The organism is Falsiroseomonas sp., from assembly GCF_051860665.1.
Taxonomy (GTDB): domain Bacteria; phylum Pseudomonadota; class Alphaproteobacteria; order Acetobacterales; family Acetobacteraceae; genus Falsiroseomonas.
On record NZ_JBHYDM010000044.1, the window covers coordinates 1 to 23,694 of the forward strand.

The following is a 23,694-nucleotide window of genomic DNA, read 5'->3' on the forward strand; positions in this document are numbered from 1 at the left end:
TTTCTGTTCATGAATCAAAGGGTTCCAAGGGGCCACTGCCCCTTGGCAGGGGGTGCAGGGGGACAGCGTCCCCCTGCGAACCACCCAGCACCGCCTCCCCTCAGCCTTCGACCGCGATGCCCGCTCTCTGGATGACGTTGCGCCAGCGGGGGATTTCGGCGGTGAGTTGGGTGGTGAGGGCTTGCGGGCCGTCCATGCGGATGATGGCGGCGGCGGGTTCCAGTCGGGCGATGAGCACTTCGTCGGTTTTCATGGCAGTGAGTTCGGCCACCAGGCGTTGGGTCAGCGGGTCGGGCAGGCCTTTGGGGGTGAACATGGCGAACCAGTTGGGGGCGGCGTAGCCGGGGACGTGTTCGGCGATGGCGGGGATGTCGGGCACGGCGGGCACGCGGTCGGGCATGGTCATGCCGAGGAGTCGGGCGCGGCCCTGCCGGTGGTGGGAGAGGACTTCGACGGTGCTGCCGAAGACGAAGTCGATTTCGCCGGTGTAGATCGCGTTCACCGCCTGGCTGACGCCGCGGTAGGGCACGTGGATGGTCTCGATGCCGGCGAGGGCTGCGAACTGGGCGCCGGCCAGGTGGTTGGCGGAGCCGACGCCACCGGAGCCGTAGGTGAGCTTGCCGGGGTTGGCCTTGGCTTCCGCGATCAGGCTGGGGAGGTCAGTGAAGCGGCTGTCGGCGCGCACCATCATGCCGGCGGGCACGTCGCAGACGACGGTGAGGGGCGCGAGGTCCCGCAGGGGGTCGAAGTTCAGCTGGCGTTGCAGCGTCGGCAGGATGGAGATGGAGGAGGAGATGAATAGCAGGGTGGCGCCGTCCGGTGGTGAATTGGCGACCATCTGCGCGCCGAGGCCGCCGCCGACGCCCGGGCGGTTCTCGATGAAGAAGGTGGCGCCGAGGGTGCGGCTGAGGCGGTCGGCGATGATGCGGGCCGGGATGTCCTGGGGTCCGCCGGCGGCGAAGGGGATGATGATCTTCACCTGGCGGGCGGGCCAGCTCTCCTGGGCGCGGGCGAGCAGCGGCGTGGCCAGCCCGCCTGCGGCCAGCAGCAGGGCGTTGCGTCGGTTCATCCTGGATCCTCCGGTTCGGCCGGTCTGGGCGGCCGTTATCCCGCCATCCTGGACTTTCGTGCGCGGGCCGTCACCCTGCCACGCGGCCGGTGCGCTTCCCCCGGCGGCCGGTGCGGGGGTATCTCGACGGTCGACGTAGCGCCGCAAGGACCCCCTTATGACCCTCCAGACCGCGATCCCCTGCACCTTCATGCGTGGCGGCACCAGCCGCGGCCCCTATTTCCTGCGGAGCGACCTGCCCGAGAGCCGGGAGGAGGCGGGGCGGGTTCTGCTGGCGGTGATGGGCTCGCCGGATGCGCGGCAGATCAACGGGCTGGGCGGCGGCACCACGCTGACCAGCAAGACGGTGATGGTCAGCCGCGCGGCGCCGGGGGAGAAGCAGCAGGTGGATTACCTGTTTGCCCAGGTCTCGGTGGACCAGGATGTGGTCGATTGGGGTCCCACCTGCGGCAATATGCTGGCCGGCATCGGCCCCTTCGCCATCGAGAATGGCCTGGTGCCGGCCGAGGATGGCGAGACGCGCGTGCTGATCCGCGCGGTGAATACCGGCGCGCTGATCGAGGCGGTGGTGCAGACCCCGGGTGGCCGGGTGACCTATGACGGGGATGCCCGGATTGCCGGCGTGCCGGGCACTGCCGCCCCCATCGTGCTGAACTTTGCCGAGGCCGTGGGCGGGGCCACGGGCAAGCTGATGCCGACGGGCAAGCCGCTGGACCGCATCGAGGGGGTGGATGTCACCTGCCTGGATGTCGCCATGCCCGTGGTGATCGCCCGCGCGCGCGACCTCGGCAAGACGGCGCGCGAGAGTGCGAAGGAGCTGGATGCCGACCGCGACTTCATGGCGCGAATCGAGCGCATCCGGCGCGCCGCGGGCCTCGCCATGGGCATGGGCGATGTGGCAGGCAAGGTGATGCCGAAGTTTGCCATGGTGGGAGAGCCAGCGGGCGGCGCAGGGGTCGCCGCGCGCTACTTCACGCCGCTGGCCTGCCATGAGGCCATGGCGGTGACGGGCGGCATCTGCATCGCCAGCGCCTGCAAGCTGCCCGGCACGGTGGCCGAGGGCATCGCCGTGGTGAATGCCGAGGCGCGAGAGATGGTGACGCTGGAGCACCCCACCGGGGTGATGGAGGCGGTGATCACCACCGGCGTGGCGGCGGATGGCAGCCGCACCATCCTGGGCGGCGGCACGCTGCGCACGGCGCGGCGCATCATGAAGGGCGAGGTCTATATCCCGGCCTCCGTCTGGGCCGGCAAGTGAGCGAAGCCCTCGGCGAGGCCGCGCTGCTGGACCTGGCCAGCCGCGCCCTGGCCCGTGCCGGCATGGCGCCGGCGGAGGCAGCGCAGGCGGCGCGGGTGCTGGTGCTGGCGGAGCTGGCGGGGCTGACCACCCATGGCATCAGCCGCGTCGGCCAGTATCTGGACCGGGTGAGGCTCGGCGGCATCGATGCGCGGGCGGTGCCGCAGGTGACGCGGGTGATGCCGGCGCTGGCCATGGTGGATGGCCGCAACGGCATCGGCCCGCTGGTCGGCATGGCCGGGCTGGAGGCGGCGATGGCGGGCGCGCGGGATTGCGGCATCGGCGCCGCCTTCGCCCGCGGCAGCAACCACTTCGGGCCCATCCTGCCCTATGCGCTGATCGCGGCGGAGCAGGGATTTGCGACCCTCATCGCCTCCAATGCCACGACGACCATCGCACCCTGGGGCGGCAAGGACACGCGGCTGGGCAACAACCCCCTCGGCATCGGCGTGCCGAATCCCGGCGGTGATCCGGTGATCCTCGACATGGCGTTGTCCGTCGCGGCGCGCGCCAAGATCCGGGACCTGGCGGCCAGCGGGGCGCCGCTGCCGGAGGGCTGGGCCACGGATGCGCAGGGGCAGCCGACGACCGATGCCAAGGCGGCGCTGGCGGGCTTCCTGCTGCCGGTGGGCGGCCACAAGGGCTATGGCCTGGCGGTGATGGTGGACCTGCTGGCCGGGCTGCTCTCGGGCGCGGCCTTCCTCAGCCATGTGCAGGCCTGGGACAAGAATCCGGAGGCGGCCCAGAACCTCGGCCATGTCTTCATCGCCATCGATGCGACGAAGCTGGCAAGCGCGGAGACACTCGCCGCGCGCATGGCGGATTTCATCGGCATCCTGCATGACACGCCCGCCGCCGATCCCGCCCGGCCGGTCATGCTGCCGGGGGAGCGTGAGCTGGCGATGCTGCGGCGCCAGCGGGCGGAGGGCGTGCGGGTGAAGCCGGCCGAGCTGGACCGCCTGCGGGCCCTGGCGGGCAACTGAGGAAGCGGCTGGCATGCAGGACGCCGCCCCCAGCGCCACCGCCCTGCTGCGGCAGGCGCCCTTCGCCCTGTTCCTCGGCTCCCGCATCCTCTCGGCGGCCGCGCTGCAGGTGCAGGTGGTGGCGGTGGGCTGGCAGGTCTATGAGCTGACGGACAGCGCCCTGGCGCTCGGCCTGGTGGGGCTGGCGCAGTTCCTTCCGATGCTGCTGCTGACCCTGGTGGTGGGTCAGGTGGCGGACCGGGTGGACCGTCGGCTGCTGGTCGGCATTTGTCGCATCGTGACGGCGGCGGGCGGGCTGGGTCTCGCCTGGGGCAGCCTCTCCGGCTGGCTGGACCGGGATGCGATCTTCGCCCTGGTCGTGCTGTTCGGCACCGCGCGCGCCTTCGAGATGCCGGCCCAGCAGGCGCTGATCTCCGGCGTGGTGGCGGCGCCGGACCTGCCGCGCGCCATGGCCATGGGGTCTTCCGCCAACCAGGTGGCGACCATCTGCGGGCCGGCCTTGGGCGGCTTTCTCTATGCGCTGGGCGGTGCCACGGCGGCCTATGGAGTGGCCGCCCTCGCCTTCCTGCTCGCGGGGCTGATGGTGCTGGCCATCCGCATTCCCACGCGCCCGAAGATGCGCGGCAAGGTGACGATCGAGAACCTGTTCTCCGGCATCACCTTCATCTGGTCGCGCCCGGCGCTGCTCGGCGCCGTGTCGCTCGACATGGTGGCGGTGCTGCTGGGCGGCGCGGCGGCGCTGTTTCCCATCTATGCCAAGGATATCCTGCAGACCGGCCCCTGGGGCCTCGGACTGCTGCGCGCCTCGCCCGCCATCGGGGCGCTGGGGATGTCGCTGCTGCTGGCCTGGCGGCCTTTGTCGCGCCATGCGGGCCAGCGCATGTTCCTCGCCGTGATGCTGTTCGGCCTGGCGACGATCGTCTTCGGCCTGTCGCGTTCGCTGGTCCTGTCGAGTGCCGCACTGGTGGTGCTGGGGGCGGCCGATGTGGTCAGCGTCGTGGTGCGGCAATCCCTCGTGCAGCTTGCGACGCCGGATGAGATGCGCGGGCGTGTGGCGGCGGTGAATTCGCTGTTCATCGGCACCTCGAACCAACTGGGGGAATTCGAATCCGGCGTCGCGGCGGCCCTGCTCGGGCCGGTCGCCGCCGTGGTGCTGGGCGGCGTCGGAACCGTCCTGGTGGCAATCGCCTGGATGCGCTGGTTTCCGGCGCTGCGTGCGATCGATCGGCTGGAGGATGTCAGCCCGCGGGGCAATGCAACAGCGGATGACACAGAAGGACAATTCACGACCCGCGGAAACCAAGGAAAAGATTGACCTACAGGGGGTGGAGGATATCGTCCCAATCGCATCGGGCCGGTTCACCGTCTGCGACAGCCCCCCTTCCAGGGGGTGCATAGGCCCCGGAGATCATTCACTTGTCGCCGCCATCGGCTACGCCCGCTCCATCGTCGCAGGAGGTTGCTCGACTGGCAGCCTTGCGCAGCTACGACGTGCTGGACACGCTTCCCGAAGCCGCCTTCGACCGCATCGTGCGGCTCGCCACGCGCGTCTTCGACGCGCCGGTGGCGCTGGTCTCCTTCATCGATTCCGACCGGCAGTGGTTCAAGGCGCGGGTGGGGCTGGACTTCTCGGAGACGCCGCGCGCCATCGCCTTCTGCAATACCGCGATCCAGGGCGATGACATCTGCCAGGTGCCGGATGCCGCGCTGGATCCGCGCTTCGCGGAGAATCCGCTGGTGCTGGGCGGTCCGCAGCTGCGCTTCTACGCCGGCGCGCCGCTGCGCACGCCGGAGGGCCATGCGCTCGGCACGCTCTGCATCATGGACACGAAGCCGCGGCCGCTGCTGGATGCGGCGCAGGTGGAGACGCTGCGCGATCTGGCCGCCGCGGTGATGGCGCAGCTGGAACTGCGCCACCAGCTTGCAGCGCGGGAGGTGGAGATGGCGCGCGCCGCGCTGCGCGAAAGGCTGCTGCGCAGCGTGGCGGAGACGCCGACCTTCCGCGAGGCGATCGAGGCGGCGATGACGGCGCTGCGCGAGGATGCGCAGGGCGTGCTGTGCGTCGTGTGCCGCCTGGCGCCGGACGGTCACCACCTGCAGCTGATCGGCGCGCAGGACCAGGCGGGAACGGCGGATCCCGCGCATCTGGCGCGGCTGCGCGCGCTGCCGCTGACGCTGGACAATACCGCCGCCGGCGCCGCGATCCGGCAGGACCGGCAGATCGTCATCCGCGATTTCCGCGCGGCGCCGCTGGACGGCATCCCCGATGCGCCCTTGGCGGCGCAATGCGGCCTGGAGTCCATGATCGTGACGCCGCTTTCGATCGGGACGGAACGCTACTGCCTGACGCTCGGCTTCGGCCAGCAGCGTCGCGACCTGGATGCGATGGCGGAGCGGCTGCGCGAGGCGGCCGGCACGCTGCGCCCGCTGCTGCGCCGCCTGCGCGACGCGGAGGAGACGGAGCTGTTCCGCCGCATGGTGGAGGCGAGCAGCGAGCCGGTGGTGATCAGCGAGACCCGCCGTGGCGGTTCGCCGAAGGACGGCGGCGAAGGCCTGCTCATCCGCTACGTCAACGCCGCCTTCCTGCGCCAGACCGGCTTCCGTGCGGAGGAGGTCATCGGCCAGTCCGTGGCGATGCTGACGCATCAGGATGCGGACCCCGAGGCACGGCGACTGCTTCGTGCCGCGGTGGATGGCGGCTATCCGCTGCGCCAGCAGATCCTGAACCGCCGCCGCGACGGCACGGCCTATTGGGTCGAGCTGAATATCTCGCCCATGGTCGATGAGACCGGCTGGCGCACGCATTGGATGTCGATCCAGCGCGACATCACCGAGCAGCGCGCGGCGGAGGAGGCGCTCAGCGCCAGCGAGGCCGCCTTCCGCGACCTGTTCCACCTGCATCCCGCGCCGATGTGGGTCTACGACAAGGAGACGCTGGCCTTCCTCGAGGTGAACGAGGCGACGCTCGCCGCCTATGGATGGACCCGTGCGCAGTTCCTCGGGATGACGGTCCTCGACCTGCCGACGGAGGCGGACCGGGCGACGGTGCTGGCGGCGGCGGCGCAGCTCGACGACCAGCTGCGGGTGACAGGCCCCTGGCCGCACCGAACCGCATCGGGCGAGATCCGCCAGGTGCAGATCCTGTCGCGGCTGATCGACTTCCGCGGCCGCCGCTGCGCGCTGGCGGTGGTATGGGACCTGACCGAGCGGCTGCGCGCGGAGGCCGCGGTGCGCGAATTGGCGGAGGAGCTGGACGCGACCTTCGAGAGCATCAGCGACGGCCTCTGCACGCTCGATCACGCCTGGCGGCTGACCAGCATCAACAGCCAGGCCGAGCGCCTGCTGCAGCGGGAGGCGCGGTCGCTGCTGGGGCGGACGGTGTGGGAGACCTTCCCCGACACGATCGGCAGCGAGGTGGAGCGCCAGTTCCAGGCTGCCGTCGCGCAGCACGAGACGCGCCGCTTCACTTATCATCTGCGGGAGCTCGACACCTGGTTCGACATCTCCGCCTATCCGGCCCGCGACGGCCTGACGATCTACTTCCGCGACATCACGGCGCAGCACCGGCGCGAGGAAAGGCTGCGCCTGCTGGAGGTGGCGGCGAGCAAGCTGAACGACATCATCCTGATCACCGAGGCCGAGCCGATCACGCCGCCCGGCCCGCGCACGCTCTTCGTGAACCAGGCCTTCGAGCGGCTGACGGGCTATGCGATGGAGGAGATCATCGGCATCTCGCCCCGCATCCTGCAGGGCCCGAAGACCAGCCGCGCGGAGCTCGACCGCATCCATGCGGCGCTGGCGGGCTGGAAGCCGATCCGCGCCGAGCTGCTGAACTATCGCAAGGACGGCAGCGAATTCTGGCTCGAGCTCGACATCGTGCCGGTGGCGGATGCCAAGGGCCACTATACCCACTGGGTCGCCGTGCAGCGCGACGTGACGGAGCGCAAGCAGGCGCAGCTGCAGCTGGAACAGCAGGCCGCCCTGCTCGACCAGGCACGCGACGCCATCCTCGTGCGCGGCATCGACCATCGCATCCAGTACTGGAACCGCAGCGCGGAGCGCCTCTATGGCTGGAGCGCGGAGGAGGCGGTTGGCCGCTCGGCGCTCGACCTGCTCTACAACGATCCCGTCCCCTTCCTGCGCGCCACGGCGCATGTGCTGGCGCATGGCGAGTGGAGCGGCCAGATCGAGCAGCGCCGCAAGGACGGCTCGCGCCTCGTCGCCGATGGCGCCTGGACCCTGGTGCGCGACGCGGAGGGCCGGCCACGCGCCATCCTGGCCGTGAACACCAATATCACGGAGCGGCTCGACCTCGAGCAGAAGCTCCGCCAGTCGCAGCGTCTGGAGGCGATCGGCCAGCTGACCGGCGGCGTGGCGCATGACTTCAACAACCTGCTGACGGTCATCCTCGGCAATTCGGAGATGCTGGCGGAAAGCCTGGAGCATGCCCCGGACCTTCGCCAGATGGCGGAGATGAACATGGCGGCGGCGGAACGCGGCGCCGCCCTGACCAGCCGCCTGCTCGCCTTCTCGCGCCGCCAGGCGCTGGACCCCAAGGTGATCGACGTGAACCAGCTGCTGGCCGGGCTGCACCAGATGCTGCAGCGGACGCTGGGGGAGCATGTCGAGGTCGAGATCGCGCCGGCCGCGGAGCTGTGGCCGGCGCTGATAGATCCGCCGCAGCTGGAGAATGCGGTGCTGAACCTGTGCATCAATGCGCGCGACGCCATGCCGGAAGGCGGCCGCCTGATGATCGAGACGGCCAACGTCCACCTCGATGCCGCCTATGCGGAGGCGGAGGGCGAGGTGACGCCCGGCGAGTACGTGCTGGTCGCCGTCTCGGACACCGGCACCGGCATGACGCCGGAGGTGGTGGCGCGCGCCTTCGAGCCCTTCTTCACCACCAAGGAAGTGGGCCAGGGCAGCGGCCTCGGGCTCAGCATGGTCTTCGGCTTCATGAAGCAGTCCGGCGGGCACGTGAAGATCTACTCCGAGCCCGGCCACGGCACCGCGGTGAAGGTCTATGTGCCGCGCGCCGGGACCAGCCAGCCGCGCGCCGCATCGGGCGCCGAGGGAGAGGTGCCGCGCGGCGGCACGGAAAAGCTGCTGGTGGTGGAGGATGACCCGCTGGTGCGCGACCACGTGGCGGCGCAGCTGCGCGAGCTGGGCTATCGCGTGGTCATGGCGGGGCATGCCGCGGCGGCGCTGGATGCGCTGTGGCTGCATGACGACTTCGACCTGCTGTTCACCGATGTGGTGATGCCCGGCGGCATGAACGGCCCGGCCCTGGCGCAGGAGGCGCAGCGAATCCGGCCGGGGCTGCGGGTGCTCTTCACCTCCGGCTATACCGAGAATGGCATCGTCCACCACGGCCGGCTGGATCCGGGCGTGCAGCTGCTGAACAAGCCCTACCGCCGCCGCGACCTGGCGGAGAAGGTGCGCCAGGCGCTGGACCAGGTCAGGCCAGGGCCTGCTCCACCGCCTCCTGCAAGGCACGGCGGGTGAAGGGCTTGCGCAGGAAGCCCTTCACCGCGCCATCCGGCACGGCGCCATCCGGCGCATAGCCGGACATCAGCAGTACCGCGAGGTCCGGCCGCAGGGCGTGGATGCTGCGCGCCAGCGCCACGCCGTCCATGTCGTCGGGCATCAGCACGTCGGACAGCACCAGGTCGAAGGTCTCCCCGGCCTCCAGAAGGGCCAGCGCCTCCCGCCCCCCCGGCACGCTGCGCACGCGATGCGCGCTGCGCGACAGCATGCGTTCGATCATGGCGCGGATCTCCGGCTGGTCCTCCACCACCAGGATGCGCGCCGCCCCGGCCGGCGCGGTGGCGGCCTGCCCCGGCCCCTGGCCGCCCGCCGGCACGCCGTCCGGCGGCGGCGCCACCGACATCTGGGTCTCGGGCAGGTAGAGCGTGACCGTTGTGCTCTCCCCCGCCTCGCTGCGCAGCGCGACCCGGCCGCCCAGCTGCGTCACCAGGCCGAAGACCTGCGACAGGCCGAGGCCGGAGCCGGCGCCGGCGGGCTTGGTGGTGAAGAAGGGCTCGAAGGCGCGCGCGGCCACATCCTCGGACATGCCGGCGCCATTGTCCTTGATGGTGATGGCCACGTAGTCGCCCCCCGCGCCGCCGCCCTCCGGCAGTTGCGCGCGCGCGGCGCCGATGCTGATGCGGCCCGGGCGCCGCGCCGCGGCCTCTCCACCCAGGATGGCGTCGCGCGCATTGCTGACCAGATTGCCGATCGCCGCCTGAAGCTGCGCCGGGTCCAGCGCGCAGGGCGGCAGGCCGGGCTCCGTCTCCAGCCGCACCTCGATGGCCGGGGTCGCCAGGTCCTGCAGCACCGGCAGCATGTCGCGCAGCAGCGCATCCACCGGCAGCGCCTGCACCCGCAGCACCTGGGTGCGGGCATAGGCCAGCAGGCTGGCGGCGAGCTGCGCGCTGGCCTCCGCGGCGCGCCGCGTGCGCTGCGCCACGCCGCGCAGCACCGGGTCGGCGGTCGCTTCCTCCAGCGCCTCCAGATTGCCGAGGACGACGGTGAGCAGGTTGTTGAAGTCATGCGCGACGCCGCGCGCCATGCGTCCCAGCGCCTCCAGCGCCCGGGCCTCGCGCAGCTGCGCCTCCGCCAGGTGGCGCCGCTCGGCCTCCTGCCGCAGCTCGGCCAGTGCCCGGCTGCGCCCGGCGGCGCTCCGCCAGGCCACCCAGGCGGCGCCCGACAGCAGCAGGATGATCGCCAGCGTCAGCGCCGCCTGGCGCAGCATGGTCTGCCGCCAGGCGGCGTAGCGCGGCGGCAGGTCGACGCCGAAGGTGACATAGACGGGAAAGGGCGCCACCAGGCGATAGGCGAAGAGCCGCTCCTTGCCATCCACCGAGGAGACCGCACGGAAGACGCCGGCCCCGGTGGACCTTTCCATCGCCTCCATCAGCGCGCCGCCGGCATTCAGCCGCTGCCCTTCCCCGCCCCGCGGCAGGCGCACCAGCAGCAGCCCGTCGTTGCGCGCCAGGGAAGCCGCGCCGTTCATGGTGCTGGTGGCCACCGCGAAGGCCGCCTCCAGCGCCTCGGTGCTGATGGCGGCGTGGATGGTGCCGTTGAAGCTATCGTCGGGGCTGATCCTGCGGCGGCTGATCGCGAAGAAGGGCCGGCCGGTGGTGGGGCTGGTGTAGCGCGGGCCGATGTGGCGGGCATTGGGACGGTCGCGCTGTTCCTGGAAGGATTCCAGGTGGGAGAGGTTGAGCCCCGGCGTGAAGGGGATGGTCGAGACCAGCACATCGCCGCGGGCATTGGTGATCCAGAGCGAGGCGGTGTCGTCCAGCCGGGCGACGATGGTCAGCAGGCGCTGGCGCATGCCCTCGGAGCCGATCTCCGCCTCCTCGATGTCGCTGATCATGTCCGCGACCAGCTCCAGCACCAGCTCCTGCGTCTCGAACAGCTTCTGGGCATGCTGCTGCATGATGCTGACGGTGGTCTGGGCGTCCCGCCGCGCCTCCTCCAGGACCAGGTTGCGGCGGTCGATTCCCACCGCCACCAGGACCATGAGGGGCAGCAGCACGATCAACGCCAGCAGGGCGCGCATGCTGCGGCTCATCGCCTGCAGGTGCCGGCGGGTGTCACCCTGGACCAGGGTTGCGGCCGCAGCCTGGCCCGCCGGACGCTCCGCCGAAGGTTCCGGATGACGCGCCCCGGTCACGGCGGAGACCTCGCGGGTCGCCCTTTGGATGAAGCCAAGGCCTGGCACCGGATGCATGGAGCATGGGAGGCCAGGCCACAGGGCTTGCCTGTAGCGGGACCCGCGATGCATCGTGCAGTTGCACTCGGCATCATTTTTGAGTCAACCACTCCCTCGCGCGAAAGTTGTAGAATGCGTAATCGCGTTAAGGTTGTCGACATGGCTGGTGGTTGGCCATAAAGTTTAACCGAGCCACCATCCTGCCACCCAACCGGGGAGCGTCCATGGCTGACTACGCGACGTTCTCCTCCTTACACCCTGGCGAAGCGTCTGAAACCCAGCGCCCGGTCCTGGTGCTGGAGGATGATGTTGCCGTCGCGACCACCATCTGCACGGCGCTGGGGCGGGATGGCTGGGCCACCGTCACCGCCAGCACCCTGGCCGAGGGCCGCCAGCGGCTGCAGGAGGACCATCCGCGCCTGATCATCGCCGACCTCGGCCTGCCGGATGGCAATGGCATCACCTTCGTGCGCGAGGCCGCGGCCTGCCCGGATCTCGGCATCATCGTGGTCAGCGGGCGGTCGGAGGAGATGGACCGGGTGATCGGGCTGGAAGTCGGTGCCGACGACTACCTGACCAAGCCCTTCTCGCTCCGGGAAATGGTCGCCCGCGTGCGCGCCCTCAGCCGCCGGCTGGATGGCGGCTGCAAGCAGCCGGCGCCGCGGGTGATGGGCATGCCGGAGGCCCAGGCCGGGCTGCCCGAACCGCCCGCCGCCGGCGCGCCGTCGGAAGCCGAGGCGGCGGCCGGCGCCATGGCGCTGCCCACCACCTGGACCATCGCCGGCCTGGTGCTGCAGCCGGCCCGCTTCCGCATGCTGCGGCAGGATGGGGCGGAGACGCGGCTGACCGGCGGCGAGGCGGGGCTGCTGTCGCTGCTGCTGACCGAATCGGACCATATGGCGGACCGCGAGACCATCTCGCAGCGCGTACTCGGACGGAAGATGCTGCCGGAACAGCGGGGGGTGGACCAGCTGGCCTCCAACCTCCGCCAGAAGCTGCTCGCGGCCTCGGCAGGGCAGGTCACCATCGCCGCGCAACGCGGCAAGGGATATCGACTCGTCTGGTGACCCAATGACCTCCGCCCCGCCTCAGGCGCCGGCGCTGACCATCCTTGTCGTGGATGACGAGCGACCGATCGTGGATCTTTTGCTGCGCGCGCTGACGCAGCGCGGCTTCCAGGTGCAGGGCGCCGACAATGCCGAAGCCGCGAAGGCCCGGGTCGAGGCCGACCCGAGCATCGGCGTCGTGCTGTCCGATGTCCGCATGCCGGGCCAGACCGGCCTCGCCCTGGCCGAGGACCTGCTGCGCGGGCGTTCCGAGGCGGAGGCGCTGGAGGTGGTGCTGCTGACCGGCGGCGCCACCGCCGATGTCGCGCTCAGCGCGCTGCGCGCCCGCACCTTCGACCTGGTGCAGAAGCCGCTGCGGCTGAACGAGGTGGCGATGGTGGTGGAACGCGCGCTGGCCAGCAGCCGCCAGCGCCGCGCCCGCGCCATCCGCGATGCCGAGGTGGAGGTGCATATCCGCGCCGCGGAGGCCGAGCGCGCCCGCCTCTTCGAGCGGCTGACCGCCTCCTCCGCCCGGCTGGAGGATGCCAATAGCGCGCTCGCCGCCAGCCAGCGGATGCGCAACGACCTGCTGGCGGTGATCTCGCACGAGATGCGCACCCCGCTCATTCCCATCCTCGGCTTCTCCGAGATCCTGGCCGGCGACGCCGCCCTGCCGGCGGCGGAGGTGCGCGACTACGGCCGGCTGATCCATGCCGGGGCGGAGCGATTGCTTTCGCTGATCGAGGGCGCGCTCGACATCGTGGCGCTGGAGCACGGGCGGGGCCTTTCGCCGGGGCTGCCGGAGCCGGCGGAACGGCTGCTGGGCCGGGTGATGGCGCGCCACCAGCCGGCGGCCGAGGCGCGCGGCGTGCGGCTGGTGATGCCGGTGGGCGATCCGGCCCTGATGCTGTCGGGTGACCTCAGGCTGCTCTCGGCCGCCGCGGGGCAACTGCTCGACAATGCCATCAAGGCGAGCCCGGTCGGCGAGGTGGTGGAGCTGGCGGCCCTGCCGCTGCCGCAGGGGGGCATCGCGCTGCGGGTGCGCGACCACGGGGCGGGGCTGCCGCCCGGACTGCTGGACCAGCTCGGCACGCCCTTCCTGCAGGCGGATATGTCGCTGACCCGCGCCTGGCCCGGGGCGGGGCTCGGCCTCGCTTTGGCCAGCCGCGTCGCCATGGCGCATGCGGGCCGGCTGCTGCTGCAACCTTTGGCCGAGGGCGGCACGGAAGCGCGGATCGAACTGCCCGCACCGCCGCCCGCCGCCGGCTAGACTCCGGCGGTTTCGCCCTGCGCGCGCAGCTGGGCGTAGCGCCGCGTCACCGATTCGAGGTTGTCGTGGCACCATTGCGCCATCCGCTCCTCCTCCCGCAGCGACAGGTCGAGGACGGCATGCGCATCGGCATGCCCGGCCAGCTCCGCCAGGGCGATCAGCGCGCGATAGGCGGCGATCTCGTAGTGTTCGAAGGCATAGTTCGCCATGGCGTTCTTCAGCACCTCGTCCGGCGCCACGGCATGGCCGATGGCGGCAAGATTGGCGACGAAGCCGGTCACTAGGTCCTTGAGTCCGGAGCTGGAGGTGCCGAGCGAGGAGAGCAGTTCGTCCAGCCGGTCGCGCTGCACCTCGCTCTCCCGGATATGGCGGCGTAGCGCAGCCTCCATCTCGGGGTAGTTCTCAAGGCGCTCCACCTGCCGCGACAGGATCTGGATCGCCTCCGTCTCCAGCGCACGCGCATTGACCAGGCCGGCGACATAGGTTGCGCGATAATCCTTCTGCATGGTCGTCTCCCGCATGTCCCGGGATGGCCCACCGGAGCGCTCGCGCCCGCCGATGACCGACGCGCCGCCGTGCCATCCCGTCGCATGACGAGGGGGTGAGCATCTTCGGCCCCAGGCGGTGTCGTGGAAGTGGGGGCCGCCTCGCCCGGCGGGCGCCGCCCGCCGGGCCGCTGCTCAGGCCGCGTCGCGATTGACGCGGCTTTCGGCGATGGCGGTCAGCTTGCGGTCGGCCGCATGTTCCTCGTCCAGCGTCTGCTGCAACACCGCGGCGCAATCCTGGCGGCCGAGCTGCTTGGCGAAGGCGACCAGCGTGCCGTAGCGGGTGATCTCGTAATGCTCCACCGCCTGGGCGGAGGAGATGATGGCGGCATCCAGCACGTCGTTGTCGTTGGCGACGCCGAGGATGTCCTGCGCCTCCTCCAGGATGCCGTCCATCGCGGCGCAGGTGGTGCCCTTCACCGGCTGGCCATGCATCTGGAAGACCTGCTCCAGCCGGCGGATCTGGCCTTCGGTCTCCGTCAGATGCGCCTTGAGGCCCTGCTGCAGCTGCGGGTTGCTCGCCTTGGCGATCATCTTCGGCAGCGACTTCGCGATCTGCTGCTCCGCGTAATAGATGTCCTGCAGCGTATGGACGAAGAGGTCGTCGAGCGTCTTGATGGATTTCGAGAACAGGCCCATGCGAAGGCTCCTTCGGTGATGCGCACCCCACCGGGCCGCGGCCCGGATCGGGGGCGGCGCAGGCCGGGCATGGCAGATCAACGCGGGGAACCTCCCGTGGTTTGGCGGCGCAGCGGAACGAGGCGCCGCCGCAGCGCCGGGCGCGATGCATCCGGGCAGCAGCGCCCTGGCGCATTCCCTCCTGGACGAGCTATCCGATCCGGATCTTCTCGATGTCGGTGAAGCGCATCGTCTCGCCACCCACGGTGATGGCACCGCTGAAGCTGGCCGGGCTGCCGCTGGGATCGGTGAAGGTGATGATGTTTCCCCGCACCTGCATCTGGAGGTTGGTATTGCCTTCCAGCCGCAGCGCCGCCTGCAGGTCGCTGAGGCTCAGGCCGTAGACGTTCAGGGTGTCCTGCCCTGCGCCGCCATGGAACTGATCGTTGCCGTCGCCAGGCGCCCAGACGAAGGTGTCCGCGCCCTGGCCGCCGAAGGCGAGATCGGCCGCGCGATCGCCTTCGCCACCATCGAGGAAATCGTCGCCGTCCTCGCCATACAGCTGGTCGGCGCTCGCGCCACCATTGATCAGGTCGTGACCCGCGCCACCATAGGCATAGTCGCTGCCGGCGCCCGCATGGATCGTGTCATTCCCCGCCTCGCCGTTGACCTGGTCCTCGCCGGCGCCGCTTGAGATACTGTCGTGGCCGCCTCCGCCGAAGAGGATGTCGTTCCCCGCCGTGCCATTCACCGAATCATTGCCGGCGCCGGCCTGCTGATAGGCGCCCCCCGTCACCTTGCTGAGACCAGCATCCTTCAGGGGAATGGGCTGCGACATCTCGTCCTCCTTCTTGCGCGATATCCGGACCGATGCCGGCGCAATCGATACGCGACCGTATGGCAGCGGCAGGCCGCACGGAAGCGCGCTCCGTCCTATGGGCTCGATAGGCAGGAGATGCGTCGCGCCGAACGGGATCGGCGGCGTGGAAGCCAGGTGGGCCTGCGCTGATCGGCGAAGGACGATCGCCTGCCCCCGGGAAGGAGGAATGCCCCGTACGGGATTCGAACCCGTGTTACAGCCTTGAAAGGGCCGTGTCCTAGGCCTCTAGACGAACGGGACAGGCTTGGATGGGCGGCGTATGGCGTCCGGACCGCCCGCGGTCAACCCCTTTGCGCCTCAGGCCAGCCCCATCCGCGTGCCGCGCGCGGCCCAGCCGGCCAGGCGCGGCCAGGCGCCCGCACCCCGGACCAGCGCCCAGGGGGCGCGCGCCATCAGCCCATCGGCCAGCCCCGCCAGCCGCATCCCCGGCGCCACGGCGCCGGCCCAGGCCGCGTGATAGGCCGCCGCGCCCCGCCCGGCCTGGATCGCCGCCGCGGCGCGCTGGCCGGAGGCAAGCGCCATGGCGATGCCATCGCCGCAGAGCGAGGGCACCACCGCCACCTGGTCGCCGACCCGGAACAACCCGGGGGACCCCGCGCCGCCCCGGTGCAGATAGCCATAGGGCACGCCCGCCACTGCCAGCGGCCGCGGCCAGCCGGGGCGCGCCGCGCGCAGCAGCCCGGCCGCCAGCGCCGAGCCTTCCGCCACATGCGCCAGCAGCGCGGCCGGGTCGCGCGCCGCCTCGGCGAGGCCCGGCGTGCCGGGGGCCAGCGCCAGGCACAGATTGGCGCCGCCGCCGGCGCGCGGCTGCAGCCCGGCATAGCCGCCGCGGCAGGCCAGCAGGGCGATGGCCTCGCCCAGCTCCACCCCCTCCACCGCCAGCTTGAGGCCCAGCGCGCCGCCGGTGGCGGGGCGGGCCAGGCCGCGCAATTCGTGCTTGCCGGTGGCCAGCACCAGCCGCGCGCCTTCCAGCCGGGCACCATCGGCCAGGCGCAGGCGCCAGCCGCCGGCATGCGCCTCCGCCGCCACTGCCGCCACACCGCAGCGCAGCTCGGCCCCTGCTGCCGCAGCCAGGTCGAGCAGCGCGGCATCGAGGCGCAGGCGCGGCAGCGACCAGGCGACGAAGGGCAGCGGCATCTGGCTGCGGTGGCGGCCCGCGCCGAACAGCGCGGTGCGGATCGGCACCGCCCCCATGGCCGCCAGGTCCAGCCCCAGCCCCTCCAGAAGCGCGGCTGCATCGGCCCCCAGGAATTCGCCACACACCTTCTCGGCCGGCACCGCCGCCCGCTCCACCAGCAGGGGCGCGTCCCCGCTGCGGGCCAGGGTGATGGCGGCCGCCGCCCCGGCCGGGCCGCCGCCGAGGATCAGGGTGCGGCCGCTCATCCCCCTGGCCCCTCCCCCCCTGGCCCCTCGACCGCCCAGCGGAAGGGCAGCACCCAGCGCGGCCTGGCCGCGACCCCGGCCTCCGCGATCAGCCGGGACCAGTCGGCGCGGCGGAAGCCGCGGGCGACGGAGACCGGCCCGTCATGCCGCACCATGGGGTGCATGCGCAGCAGCCGCGTGCCGGCCCAGACGGCCGCCCAGGGGATGGGGTGGCGATGCAGGTCCAGGATCAGCCAGCGCCGGCGGGCATGCGCCGGCAGCCAGCGCAGGAACCGGACGAGCGTCGCGTCATCGAGGTGATGCGCGAAAAGCCCGCAGACGATGACGTCGAAGCCCCGCTCCGACGGCAGGTCGAAGAGATCCGCGGTGATCCAGCGCGCCGGGGTGGCCTTGGCCCGCGCGTGCCGCTCGGCCCAGGGGCTGCGGTCCAGCCCCCAGAGATCCAGCGCCAGGCCGCGCCGCGTGCCCCATTCCGCCATGGCCCGCAGCGCATCGCCGCCACCGGCGCCGACATCCAGCACCGAAAGCGGCGCGCCCGGCCGCTCCGCCGCCACCCGGTCCAGGAAGCGCAGCAGCGGCGCGGTGGCGAAGGTCATGCGGTTGATGCGCGCCAGGTCGGCCAGTGCGGCGTCGAAATCCGCCGCCGCCTGGCCGGGGTCGTCCATGATCTCGGCGGCCTGGCTGCGCGGCATCTCAGCCGAGCTCGAAGCGCATGGCCTCGGCCGAGAGGCCCGGCCCGAAGGCGAGCGCGCAGCCATGCCCCGGCTGCCCCGCCGCCAGCATCCGCGCCAGCACGAAGAGCACGGTGGCGGAGGACATGTTCCCATGCTCCGACAGCACGGCGCGGCTGGTGGCCAGCGCCTCCTCCGGCAGGTCCAGCCCATGCGCCACGGCGTCCAGGATGGACCGCCCGCCGGGATGCACCGCCCAGTGCCGCGTCCCGGCCAGGCCGCGCCCGCCATGCAGCGCCGGCGCCAGATCGGGCAGCGCATGCGCCAGGGTGAAGGGCACCATGCCGGACAGCGTCATGTCGAAGCCGGCATCGCCGATCCGCCAGGTGATCTGGTCCGCCGCCGCCGGAATCACCTGGCTGGCAAAGCCCTCCAGCCGCAGCCCCACCGGCTCCGCCGTCACCAGCGCGGCGGCGCAGCCATCGGCGAAGAGCAGGAAGCACAGCAACTGTTCCAGCGCCGCCGTATCCTGCAGATGCAGCGTGCAGAGCTCCAGGCAGACCACCAGAACGCGCGCCTCGGGCTCGCTGCGCACCACGTGCCGGGCCAGCTTCAGCGCATTGATCGCGGCCTGGCAGCCCATGAAGCCCACCGTGCTGCGCTCCACCTGCAGCGGCAGGCCGAAGCGGGCGATGATCTGCCGGTCGAGCCCCGGCGCCACGAAGCCGGTGCAGGTGGCGACGATGAGGTGGGTGATGCCGGGCCCCTCGCCTTCCATCCCGAGATCGAGCAGCGCCTGCTCGGCGAGCGGCGGCGCCTCCGCCTCCCACCGCGCCATGCGGGCGCGGGTGGTGGGGAAGCGGCCGCCCTGGCGGTAGAAGCCGCAGACGGTGCCGGATCCCTCCGGCGCGGAAGGCTCCAGCACCGAATGGCGGCTGGCGATATCCGCCCGCGCCGCCATCCGGGCGAAGGCGCGGCGGTCCCGCCCCAGGGCCTGGGCGGCGGCGAAGGCGCGGAAGGCGCCATGCACCTGGTGGCGCGGCACCGCGGTCGCGATACGGTTGATAAAGACTTCCTTCATCTCCCACAGGTTGGGATGCGGGGATGCGGCACCAGGGCCCGGCGTATCACGCTGCTGCCATGGTCCCTGGGGCCGGTGCCCCAAGCTCGCGGTCGAGCCATGCAGAAAAGCCGGGACAAAAGCCCGGTTTCTTCCGATAAGGGGTGTCCGCGCGGGCCCCGACACCCATATGGGCCACTCGCCGTCATGGCGGCGCGTCCCCCTTCCGATGACCTCCCCGCCTGCCGGCACCCCCGGCAGGGGCGGGGATGCGCCATTGGGTGGGGGTTTGTGACAAGTTGAAGAGTCTTCGGCCCCCCTTTGGGGCGAAGCGGAGCGGATCGACAGATGGACGGCATGTTCGCACGCAAGGCGACCGATCGGGACGAGATGGCGGAAGACGGGGCGCGCCCCTTCGACCACGCTGCCGCCACGGCCCTGCCCGGCCTGCCGGATCACGACGCCTTCGACGGGGAGCTGGTCTCCGACCCTCTGCCGATGGACGAGATCGAGGACGCCGCCAATTCGCTGCTGGAGGAATTCGGCCTCGGCGCGGTCGGGGGCGACGATGCGCGCTCCGGCAATGTCGATGACGAGGAGGCGCAGAGCCCCTCGCTGGCCGCGGACGAGCCCGGCGAGACGGCCGATGGCCTGCCGGCCGGGCGCAATATCAGCGCGGCCGCGGCCGCCGCCGCCAGCCGCTCGGACGACCCAGTCGCGCTGTTCCTGCGCGAGATGGGCGTGGCCGAGCCGCTGACGCGCGAGGCCGAGATCGCCATCGCCCAGCGCATCGAGGCCGGGCGCGACGCCATGCTGGCCGCGCTCTGCGAAAGCCCGACCACCGCCGCGGCGCTGACCGCCTGGCGCGATGCCATTGCCGCCGGCCGCATGCCGCTGCGCGACGTGATCGAGCTGGAGGCGACCGCCGCCGCCAACCTGCCCGAGGAGACGCTGCTGGAAGCCCCGGCGGAGGGCGAGGATGCCGCCGCCGAGCTGCCGCATGCGACGATCGACGCCCGGCTGAAGCCGGAGGCGCTGGCCGCGCTGGATGCTGCGCTGGAGGGCCTGGCCGCCCTGCGCGCCGCGGGCGCTGCCTCCGCCAAGGCCGCGGCGATCGCCAAGGCGCGGACGGAGGCGGTGGCGCTGGTCACCGGCCTGCGGCTGCGCCCGGCCCGGATCGAGGAGCTGATCGAGCGGCTGCGCGATGCGAACCGCGCGCTGATGATGCTGGATGGCCGCGCCCTGCGCCTGGCGGAAGCCGCGCGCATCAGCCGCGGCGACTTCCTGAAGCTGTGGAACGGCGGCGCCGCCGGCGCCACCGCGCGGCTGGAGGGCGCCGCCAAGGGCGCCGGCCTGCGCGACCTGAAGGCCGGCCTGGTGGATGTGCGGGCCGAGCTGGAGCGCATCGAGGCCGAATGCGGCCTGACCGCGCCGCAGCTGCGCCGCCTGCATGTGGAGGCCGCCAGCGCCGAGCGCGACATGCGCCGGGCGCGGGAGGAGCTGACGCGCGCCAATCTGCGCCTGGTGGTCTATATCGCCCGCAAGTACCGCAATCGCGGCCTGATGCTGGGCGACTTGATCCAGGAAGGCAGCCTGGGCCTGATGCGCGCGGTGGAGAAGTTCGACTGGCGCCGCGGCTTCAAGTTCGCGACCTATGCCACCTGGTGGATCCGCCAGTCCGTCACCCGCGCCATCGCGGACCAGTCCCGCACCATCCGCGTGCCCGTCCATATGACGGAGACGGTGGGCAAGGTCGTCCGCACCGGCCGCCGCCTGGCGCAGCAGACCGGCCGCGAGCCGACGCCCGAGGAGCTGGCCAACCGCCTCGGCATGCCGCTGGAGAAGGTGCGCACCGTGCAGGGCCTGGCGAAGGAGCCGGTGAGCCTGGAGGCGCCGATCGGCGAGGAGGGCGATGCCCGCCTCGGCGACCTGATCGAGGACAAGGACGCGATCCTGCCCTTCGATGCCGCGGCCCGCGCCGGGCTGCGGGACGCCGCCGGCAAGGTGCTGGGCGACCTGACTCCGCGCGAGGAGCGCATCCTGCGCATGCGCTTCGGCATCGGCATGAATAGCGAGCACACGCTGGAGGAGGTCGGCCGCACCTTCGGCGTGACCCGCGAGCGCATCCGCCAGATCGAGGCCAAGGCGCTCGGCAAGCTGCGCCAGTCCAACCAGGGCCGCGCCCTCCGCAGCTTCCTGGAGGCCTGACCTCAAAGCCCTCCCCCCACTCAGGGGGGAGGGTTGGGTGGGGGGTCCGCGCTGCGCGTTTCGTACAAGGAGCCACCTGCATGGCCCCCATCCCCTTCGACAATTCCTATGCCCGCCTGCCCGACCGCTTCTTCGCGCGGCAGCCGGCCACCCCCGTCGCCGCCCCGCGCCTGATCCGCCTGAATACGGCGCTCGCCGCCCAGCTGGGCATCGACCCCGCCGCGCTGACCGCCGAAGTCCTGGCTGGCAATGCGATCCCGGAGGGCGCCGAACCCCTGGCCCAGGTCTATGCCGGCCACCAGTTCGGCCACTTCACCCCCCGCCTCGGCGATGGCCGCGCCCTGCTGCTGGGCGAGGTGGTGGACCGCGACGGCCAGCGGCGCGATATCCAGCTGAAGGGCTCCGGCCCCACCCCCTTCTCCCGCCACGCCGATGGCCGCGCCGCGCTCGGCCCGGTGCTGCGCGAATATATCGTCAGCGAGGCCATGGCCGCCCTCGGCGTGCCCACCACCCGCGCGCTGGCCGCCGTCGCCACCGGCGAGGAGGTTTTGCGCGAAACCCCCCTGCCCGGCGGCGTGCTGACCCGCGTGGCCGCCAGCCATATCCGGGTCGGCACCTTCCAGTACTTCGCCGCCCGCGGCGACGAGGAAGCCGTGCGGATCCTGCTGGACCATGCCATCGCGCGGCACGATCCCGCCGCCGCCCAGGCGGAACGCCCGGCGCTGGCCTTCTACCAGGGCGTGGTGGCGCGGCAGGCGTCGCTGGTGGCGCGCTGGCTCGGCCTCGGCTTCATCCATGGCGTGATGAACACCGACAATATGACGGTCTCCGGCGAGACCATCGACTACGGCCCCTGCGCCTTCATGGAGGCCTACGACCCCGGCGCCGTCTTCAGCTCCATCGACCATGCCGGCCGCTACGCCTATGCCAACCAGCCGCGGATCGCGCAGTGGAACCTGGCCCGGCTGGCGGAGACGCTGCTGCCGCTGCTGGCGGAGGGCGAGGCGGCGCAGGTGGAGGTCGCGCAGGCGGCGCTGGCGGAATTCGCCCCCACCTTCCAGTCCGCCTGGCTGGACGTGTTCCGCACCAAGCTCGGCCTGGCCGGGGCGGAGGCGGAGGATCTGGAACTGATCCAGGACCTGCTCTCCCGCATGGCGGCCAACCAGGCCGACTTCACCCTGACCTTCCGGGCGCTGGCGACGCAGCCGGATGATGCGCGCGCGCTGTTCACGGATCCCAGCGCCTTCGACGCCTGGGCCACCGCCTGGACCGCACGGAGGGCGCGCGCGGGCCTGCCGGATGCGGCCATGCGCGCGGCCAGCCCCGCCGTCATCCCGCGCAATCACCTGGTGGAGGAAGCCATCGCCGCCGCCGTGACGCGCGCAGATTTCACGCCCTTCGAGACGCTGGTCGAGGTCCTGGCCAATCCCTGCGAGGAGCAGCCCGCCCAGGCGCGCCTGGCCATGCCGGCGCGGCCGGAGGAGCGGGTGCTGGCGACCTTCTGCGGCACCTGAGGCCGGCCATTCGCTCCGCAGGACCGATGGCAGGCTGAGCCTGGTCGCGACCCCGTGAACCCCGCAGGCCCGGGCCCGTTACACCCGCGGATGATCGGGGGGACGGGATCTTGGGGGCAGCACGGCTGCGGCAGTGGTGGGCCGATCTTCTCGCCTCCTTCTGGCTGCGCCCGGCGGCGATGACGCTGGCCAGCGTGGTGCTGGCGGAGGCGCTGGTGCGGCTGGAGGGCGTGGTGGACATGCCGGCCTGGCTGACCGGCTGGGTCTATGCCGGCGGCACCGCGGGGGCGCGGGACGTGCTGGGCGTGGTCGCGGCGGCCACCATCGGCGTGGCCGGCACCACCTTCTCCATCACCGTCGCGGCGCTGACCCTCGCCTCGAACCAGATGGGCCCGCGCCTGCTGCGCAACTTCACCCGCGATGCCGGCAACCAGTATGCGCTCGGCGCCCTGGTCGCGACCTTCGCCTATGCCCTCGTCGCGCTGCGCTCGGTGCATGAGGCGGAGGAAGGCGCCTTCGTGCCGCAGATCGCGGTCTCGGTGGGGCTCCTGCTCGCCTTCGCCTGCATCGGCGTGCTGATCTGGTTCCTGCACCATGTCGCAGCCTCGATCAGTGTGGATCGGGTGGTGGCGCTGGTGCAGCAGGACCTGACCGCGGCGCTGGAGAAGGCGGCGGGGGAGCCGCCCGGGGCGGTGCAGGCGGTGGAGCGTCCGAGGGATGCCGCGCCGCTGCGCGCGCCCGGCAGCGGCTATCTCCGCGTGCTGGACGAGGCGGCGCTGGCCGACTGGGCGGCGGAGCAGGATGCGGTGCTGCTGCTGGAGGTCCGCGCCGGCGGCTTCGTCTTTCCGGGCAGCGAGGTGGGCTGCGTCACCCCCGCCGCGAAGCAGCGGGAGGCGCAGGCGCGGCTGGCGGAGGCCATGGTCCTGGGCGATGCGCGCAGCGTGGAGCAGGACCTGGAATTCGCCGTGCGGCAGCTGGTGGAGATCGGGCTGCGCGCCCTCTCGCCCGGCATCAACGATCCCTTCACCGCCATCGCCGTGCTGGACCGGCTGGGCGCGGCGCTGTGCGGCCTGGCCGGGCGCGGCCTGCCGAGCGGTCAGCTGCATCGGGAAGGCCGGCTGCGGCTGGCGCGCCCGGCCACCGATTACGACGGCCTGGCGGATGCCATGTTCCACATGATGCGCCAGGGCGGCGCCGGCCAGGCGGCGGTGATGATCCGGCTTCTGGAGGTGCTGGAGGTGGTGGCGACCGTGGAGCGGGACCCAAGGCGCCGCGCCACGCTGCGCCGCCACGCGGACATGGCCGCCGATTCGGCGCTGCACGCGGCGACGGAGGATTCCGTGCGGCAGGCGATCCGCGAGCGGCACGCGGCGGCAGTCGCCGCCTGCTGAGAACCTGACCCATAAGGTCGGCGGCTGAGGTCCGGTCGC

The 23,694-nt window shown here is 72.0% G+C and carries 17 protein-coding genes and 1 tRNA gene; 9 read left to right on the forward strand and 9 right to left on the reverse strand.

The window, feature by feature from the left end; genetic code table 11:
* Window positions 1-100 precede the first annotated feature (100 nt).
* A complete protein-coding gene (locus ACTIF1_RS24710) occupies window positions 101-1,069 on the reverse strand; it encodes a Bug family tripartite tricarboxylate transporter substrate binding protein (RefSeq protein ID WP_439599122.1) in 969 nt (322 codons plus the stop codon).
* 157 nt (window positions 1,070-1,226) lie between these two features.
* On the opposite strand from ACTIF1_RS24710, the gene ACTIF1_RS24715 reads away from it, so the two are divergent.
* The 4 genes from ACTIF1_RS24715 (at window position 1,227) to ACTIF1_RS24730 (ending at window position 8,854) form a co-directional block, all read left to right on the forward strand.
* A complete protein-coding gene (locus ACTIF1_RS24715) occupies window positions 1,227-2,327 on the forward strand; it encodes a 4-oxalomesaconate tautomerase (RefSeq protein WP_439599123.1) in 1,101 nt (366 codons plus the stop codon).
* Window positions 2,324-3,349 carry an Ldh family oxidoreductase gene (locus ACTIF1_RS24720; RefSeq protein ID WP_439599124.1) on the forward strand — a complete coding sequence of 342 codons (1,026 nt, stop codon included), beginning with the start codon at window positions 2,324-2,326 and terminating at the stop codon, window positions 3,347-3,349. Before ACTIF1_RS24715 ends, ACTIF1_RS24720 begins: the two co-directional genes overlap by 4 nt.
* Window positions 3,350-3,362: 13 nt before the next feature.
* On the forward strand, window positions 3,363-4,664 hold the full coding sequence (locus tag ACTIF1_RS24725; protein WP_439599125.1) for an MFS transporter: 1,302 nt from the start codon (window positions 3,363-3,365) through the stop codon (window positions 4,662-4,664).
* Between the two features lie 161 nt (window positions 4,665-4,825).
* Window positions 4,826-8,854, forward strand: a complete 4,029-nt coding sequence (locus ACTIF1_RS24730; RefSeq protein WP_439599126.1) for a PAS domain S-box protein — start codon at window positions 4,826-4,828, stop codon at window positions 8,852-8,854.
* Here the strand turns inward: ACTIF1_RS24730 and ACTIF1_RS24735 are convergent.
* Window positions 8,808-10,928 (reverse strand): ATP-binding protein, encoded by a 2,121-nt coding sequence (locus tag ACTIF1_RS24735; RefSeq protein ID WP_439599127.1) that lies wholly within the window; start codon window positions 10,926-10,928, stop codon window positions 8,808-8,810. The two genes, ACTIF1_RS24730 and ACTIF1_RS24735, sit on opposite strands and share 47 nt — an antisense overlap.
* Before the next feature lie 365 nt (window positions 10,929-11,293).
* Here ACTIF1_RS24735 and ACTIF1_RS24740 point away from each other — a divergent pair, with 365 nt between their 5' ends.
* Window positions 11,294-12,136: a response regulator transcription factor gene (locus tag ACTIF1_RS24740; RefSeq protein ID WP_439599128.1), complete on the forward strand. Its 843-nt coding sequence runs from the start codon at window positions 11,294-11,296 to the stop codon at window positions 12,134-12,136.
* A gap of 4 nt (window positions 12,137-12,140) precedes the next feature.
* On the forward strand, window positions 12,141-13,385 hold the full coding sequence (locus tag ACTIF1_RS24745) for a response regulator (RefSeq protein ID WP_439599129.1): 1,245 nt from the start codon (window positions 12,141-12,143) through the stop codon (window positions 13,383-13,385).
* On the opposite strand, the gene ACTIF1_RS24750 is transcribed toward ACTIF1_RS24745, so the two are convergent.
* From ACTIF1_RS24750 to ACTIF1_RS24780, 7 genes are all read right to left on the reverse strand, one after another.
* Entirely contained in the window at window positions 13,382-13,891 is a 510-nt protein-coding gene (locus ACTIF1_RS24750; RefSeq protein WP_439599130.1) for a ferritin-like domain-containing protein, read from the reverse strand. The two genes, ACTIF1_RS24745 and ACTIF1_RS24750, sit on opposite strands and share 4 nt — an antisense overlap.
* A gap of 174 nt (window positions 13,892-14,065) precedes the next feature.
* A complete protein-coding gene (locus ACTIF1_RS24755; protein ID WP_439599131.1) occupies window positions 14,066-14,569 on the reverse strand; it encodes a YciE/YciF ferroxidase family protein in 504 nt (167 codons plus the stop codon).
* 190 nt (window positions 14,570-14,759) lie between these two features.
* Window positions 14,760-15,386, reverse strand: coding sequence for a calcium-binding protein (locus ACTIF1_RS24760; RefSeq protein ID WP_439599132.1), 627 nt, complete (start codon window positions 15,384-15,386; stop codon window positions 14,760-14,762).
* Between the two features lie 209 nt (window positions 15,387-15,595).
* Window positions 15,596-15,668, reverse strand: a tRNA-Glu gene (locus ACTIF1_RS24765).
* Between the two features lie 57 nt (window positions 15,669-15,725).
* Entirely contained in the window at window positions 15,726-16,811 is a 1,086-nt protein-coding gene (locus ACTIF1_RS24770) for an NAD(P)/FAD-dependent oxidoreductase (protein WP_439599133.1), read from the reverse strand.
* Window positions 16,808-17,503 (reverse strand): methyltransferase domain-containing protein, encoded by a 696-nt coding sequence (locus tag ACTIF1_RS24775; RefSeq protein ID WP_439599134.1) that lies wholly within the window; start codon window positions 17,501-17,503, stop codon window positions 16,808-16,810. The genes ACTIF1_RS24770 and ACTIF1_RS24775 overlap by 4 nt, the downstream gene beginning before the upstream one ends.
* Window position 17,504: 1 nt before the next feature.
* Window positions 17,505-18,563, reverse strand: coding sequence for a type III polyketide synthase (locus ACTIF1_RS24780; RefSeq protein ID WP_439599135.1), 1,059 nt, complete (start codon window positions 18,561-18,563; stop codon window positions 17,505-17,507).
* Window positions 18,564-18,899: 336 nt separating this feature from the next.
* Between ACTIF1_RS24780 and rpoD the strand changes: the two genes are divergently transcribed.
* The 3 genes from rpoD to ACTIF1_RS24795 all read left to right on the forward strand — a co-directional run bounded on the left by rpoD (window position 18,900) and on the right by ACTIF1_RS24795 (window position 23,655).
* Window positions 18,900-20,750 (forward strand): RNA polymerase sigma factor RpoD, encoded by a 1,851-nt coding sequence (gene rpoD, locus ACTIF1_RS24785; RefSeq protein WP_439599136.1) that lies wholly within the window; start codon window positions 18,900-18,902, stop codon window positions 20,748-20,750.
* Window positions 20,751-20,830: 80 nt separating this feature from the next.
* Complete coding sequence (locus ACTIF1_RS24790) at window positions 20,831-22,264, forward strand: protein adenylyltransferase SelO (protein WP_439599137.1); 1,434 nt, start codon at window positions 20,831-20,833, stop codon at window positions 22,262-22,264.
* A gap of 110 nt (window positions 22,265-22,374) precedes the next feature.
* Complete coding sequence (locus tag ACTIF1_RS24795; protein WP_439599138.1) at window positions 22,375-23,655, forward strand: DUF2254 domain-containing protein; 1,281 nt, start codon at window positions 22,375-22,377, stop codon at window positions 23,653-23,655.
* Window positions 23,656-23,694 lie beyond the last annotated feature (39 nt).

What these genes read in the sequence shown, in the direction of transcription:
- ACTIF1_RS24710 (WP_439599122.1), bottom strand. Translation starts at nt 1,069, where the DNA reads ATGAACCGACGCAACGCCCTGCTGCTGGCCGCAGGCGGGCTGGCCACG.
- ACTIF1_RS24715 (WP_439599123.1), top strand. Translation starts at nt 1,227, where the DNA reads ATGACCCTCCAGACCGCGATCCCCTGCACCTTCATGCGTGGCGGCACC.
- ACTIF1_RS24725 (WP_439599125.1), top strand. Translation starts at nt 3,363, where the DNA reads ATGCAGGACGCCGCCCCCAGCGCCACCGCCCTGCTGCGGCAGGCGCCC.
- ACTIF1_RS24735 (WP_439599127.1), bottom strand. Translation starts at nt 10,928, where the DNA reads ATGAGCCGCAGCATGCGCGCCCTGCTGGCGTTGATCGTGCTGCTGCCC.
- ACTIF1_RS24740 (WP_439599128.1), top strand. Translation starts at nt 11,294, where the DNA reads ATGGCTGACTACGCGACGTTCTCCTCCTTACACCCTGGCGAAGCGTCT.
- ACTIF1_RS24745 (WP_439599129.1), top strand. Translation starts at nt 12,141, where the DNA reads ATGACCTCCGCCCCGCCTCAGGCGCCGGCGCTGACCATCCTTGTCGTG.
- ACTIF1_RS24750 (WP_439599130.1), bottom strand. Translation starts at nt 13,891, where the DNA reads ATGCAGAAGGATTATCGCGCAACCTATGTCGCCGGCCTGGTCAATGCG.
- ACTIF1_RS24755 (WP_439599131.1), bottom strand. Translation starts at nt 14,569, where the DNA reads ATGGGCCTGTTCTCGAAATCCATCAAGACGCTCGACGACCTCTTCGTC.
- ACTIF1_RS24760 (WP_439599132.1), bottom strand. Translation starts at nt 15,386, where the DNA reads ATGTCGCAGCCCATTCCCCTGAAGGATGCTGGTCTCAGCAAGGTGACG.
- ACTIF1_RS24770 (WP_439599133.1), bottom strand. Translation starts at nt 16,811, where the DNA reads ATGAGCGGCCGCACCCTGATCCTCGGCGGCGGCCCGGCCGGGGCGGCG.
- ACTIF1_RS24775 (WP_439599134.1), bottom strand. Translation starts at nt 17,503, where the DNA reads ATGCCGCGCAGCCAGGCCGCCGAGATCATGGACGACCCCGGCCAGGCG.
- ACTIF1_RS24780 (WP_439599135.1), bottom strand. Translation starts at nt 18,563, where the DNA reads ATGAAGGAAGTCTTTATCAACCGTATCGCGACCGCGGTGCCGCGCCAC.
- rpoD (WP_439599136.1), top strand. Translation starts at nt 18,900, where the DNA reads ATGTTCGCACGCAAGGCGACCGATCGGGACGAGATGGCGGAAGACGGG.
- ACTIF1_RS24790 (WP_439599137.1), top strand. Translation starts at nt 20,831, where the DNA reads ATGGCCCCCATCCCCTTCGACAATTCCTATGCCCGCCTGCCCGACCGC.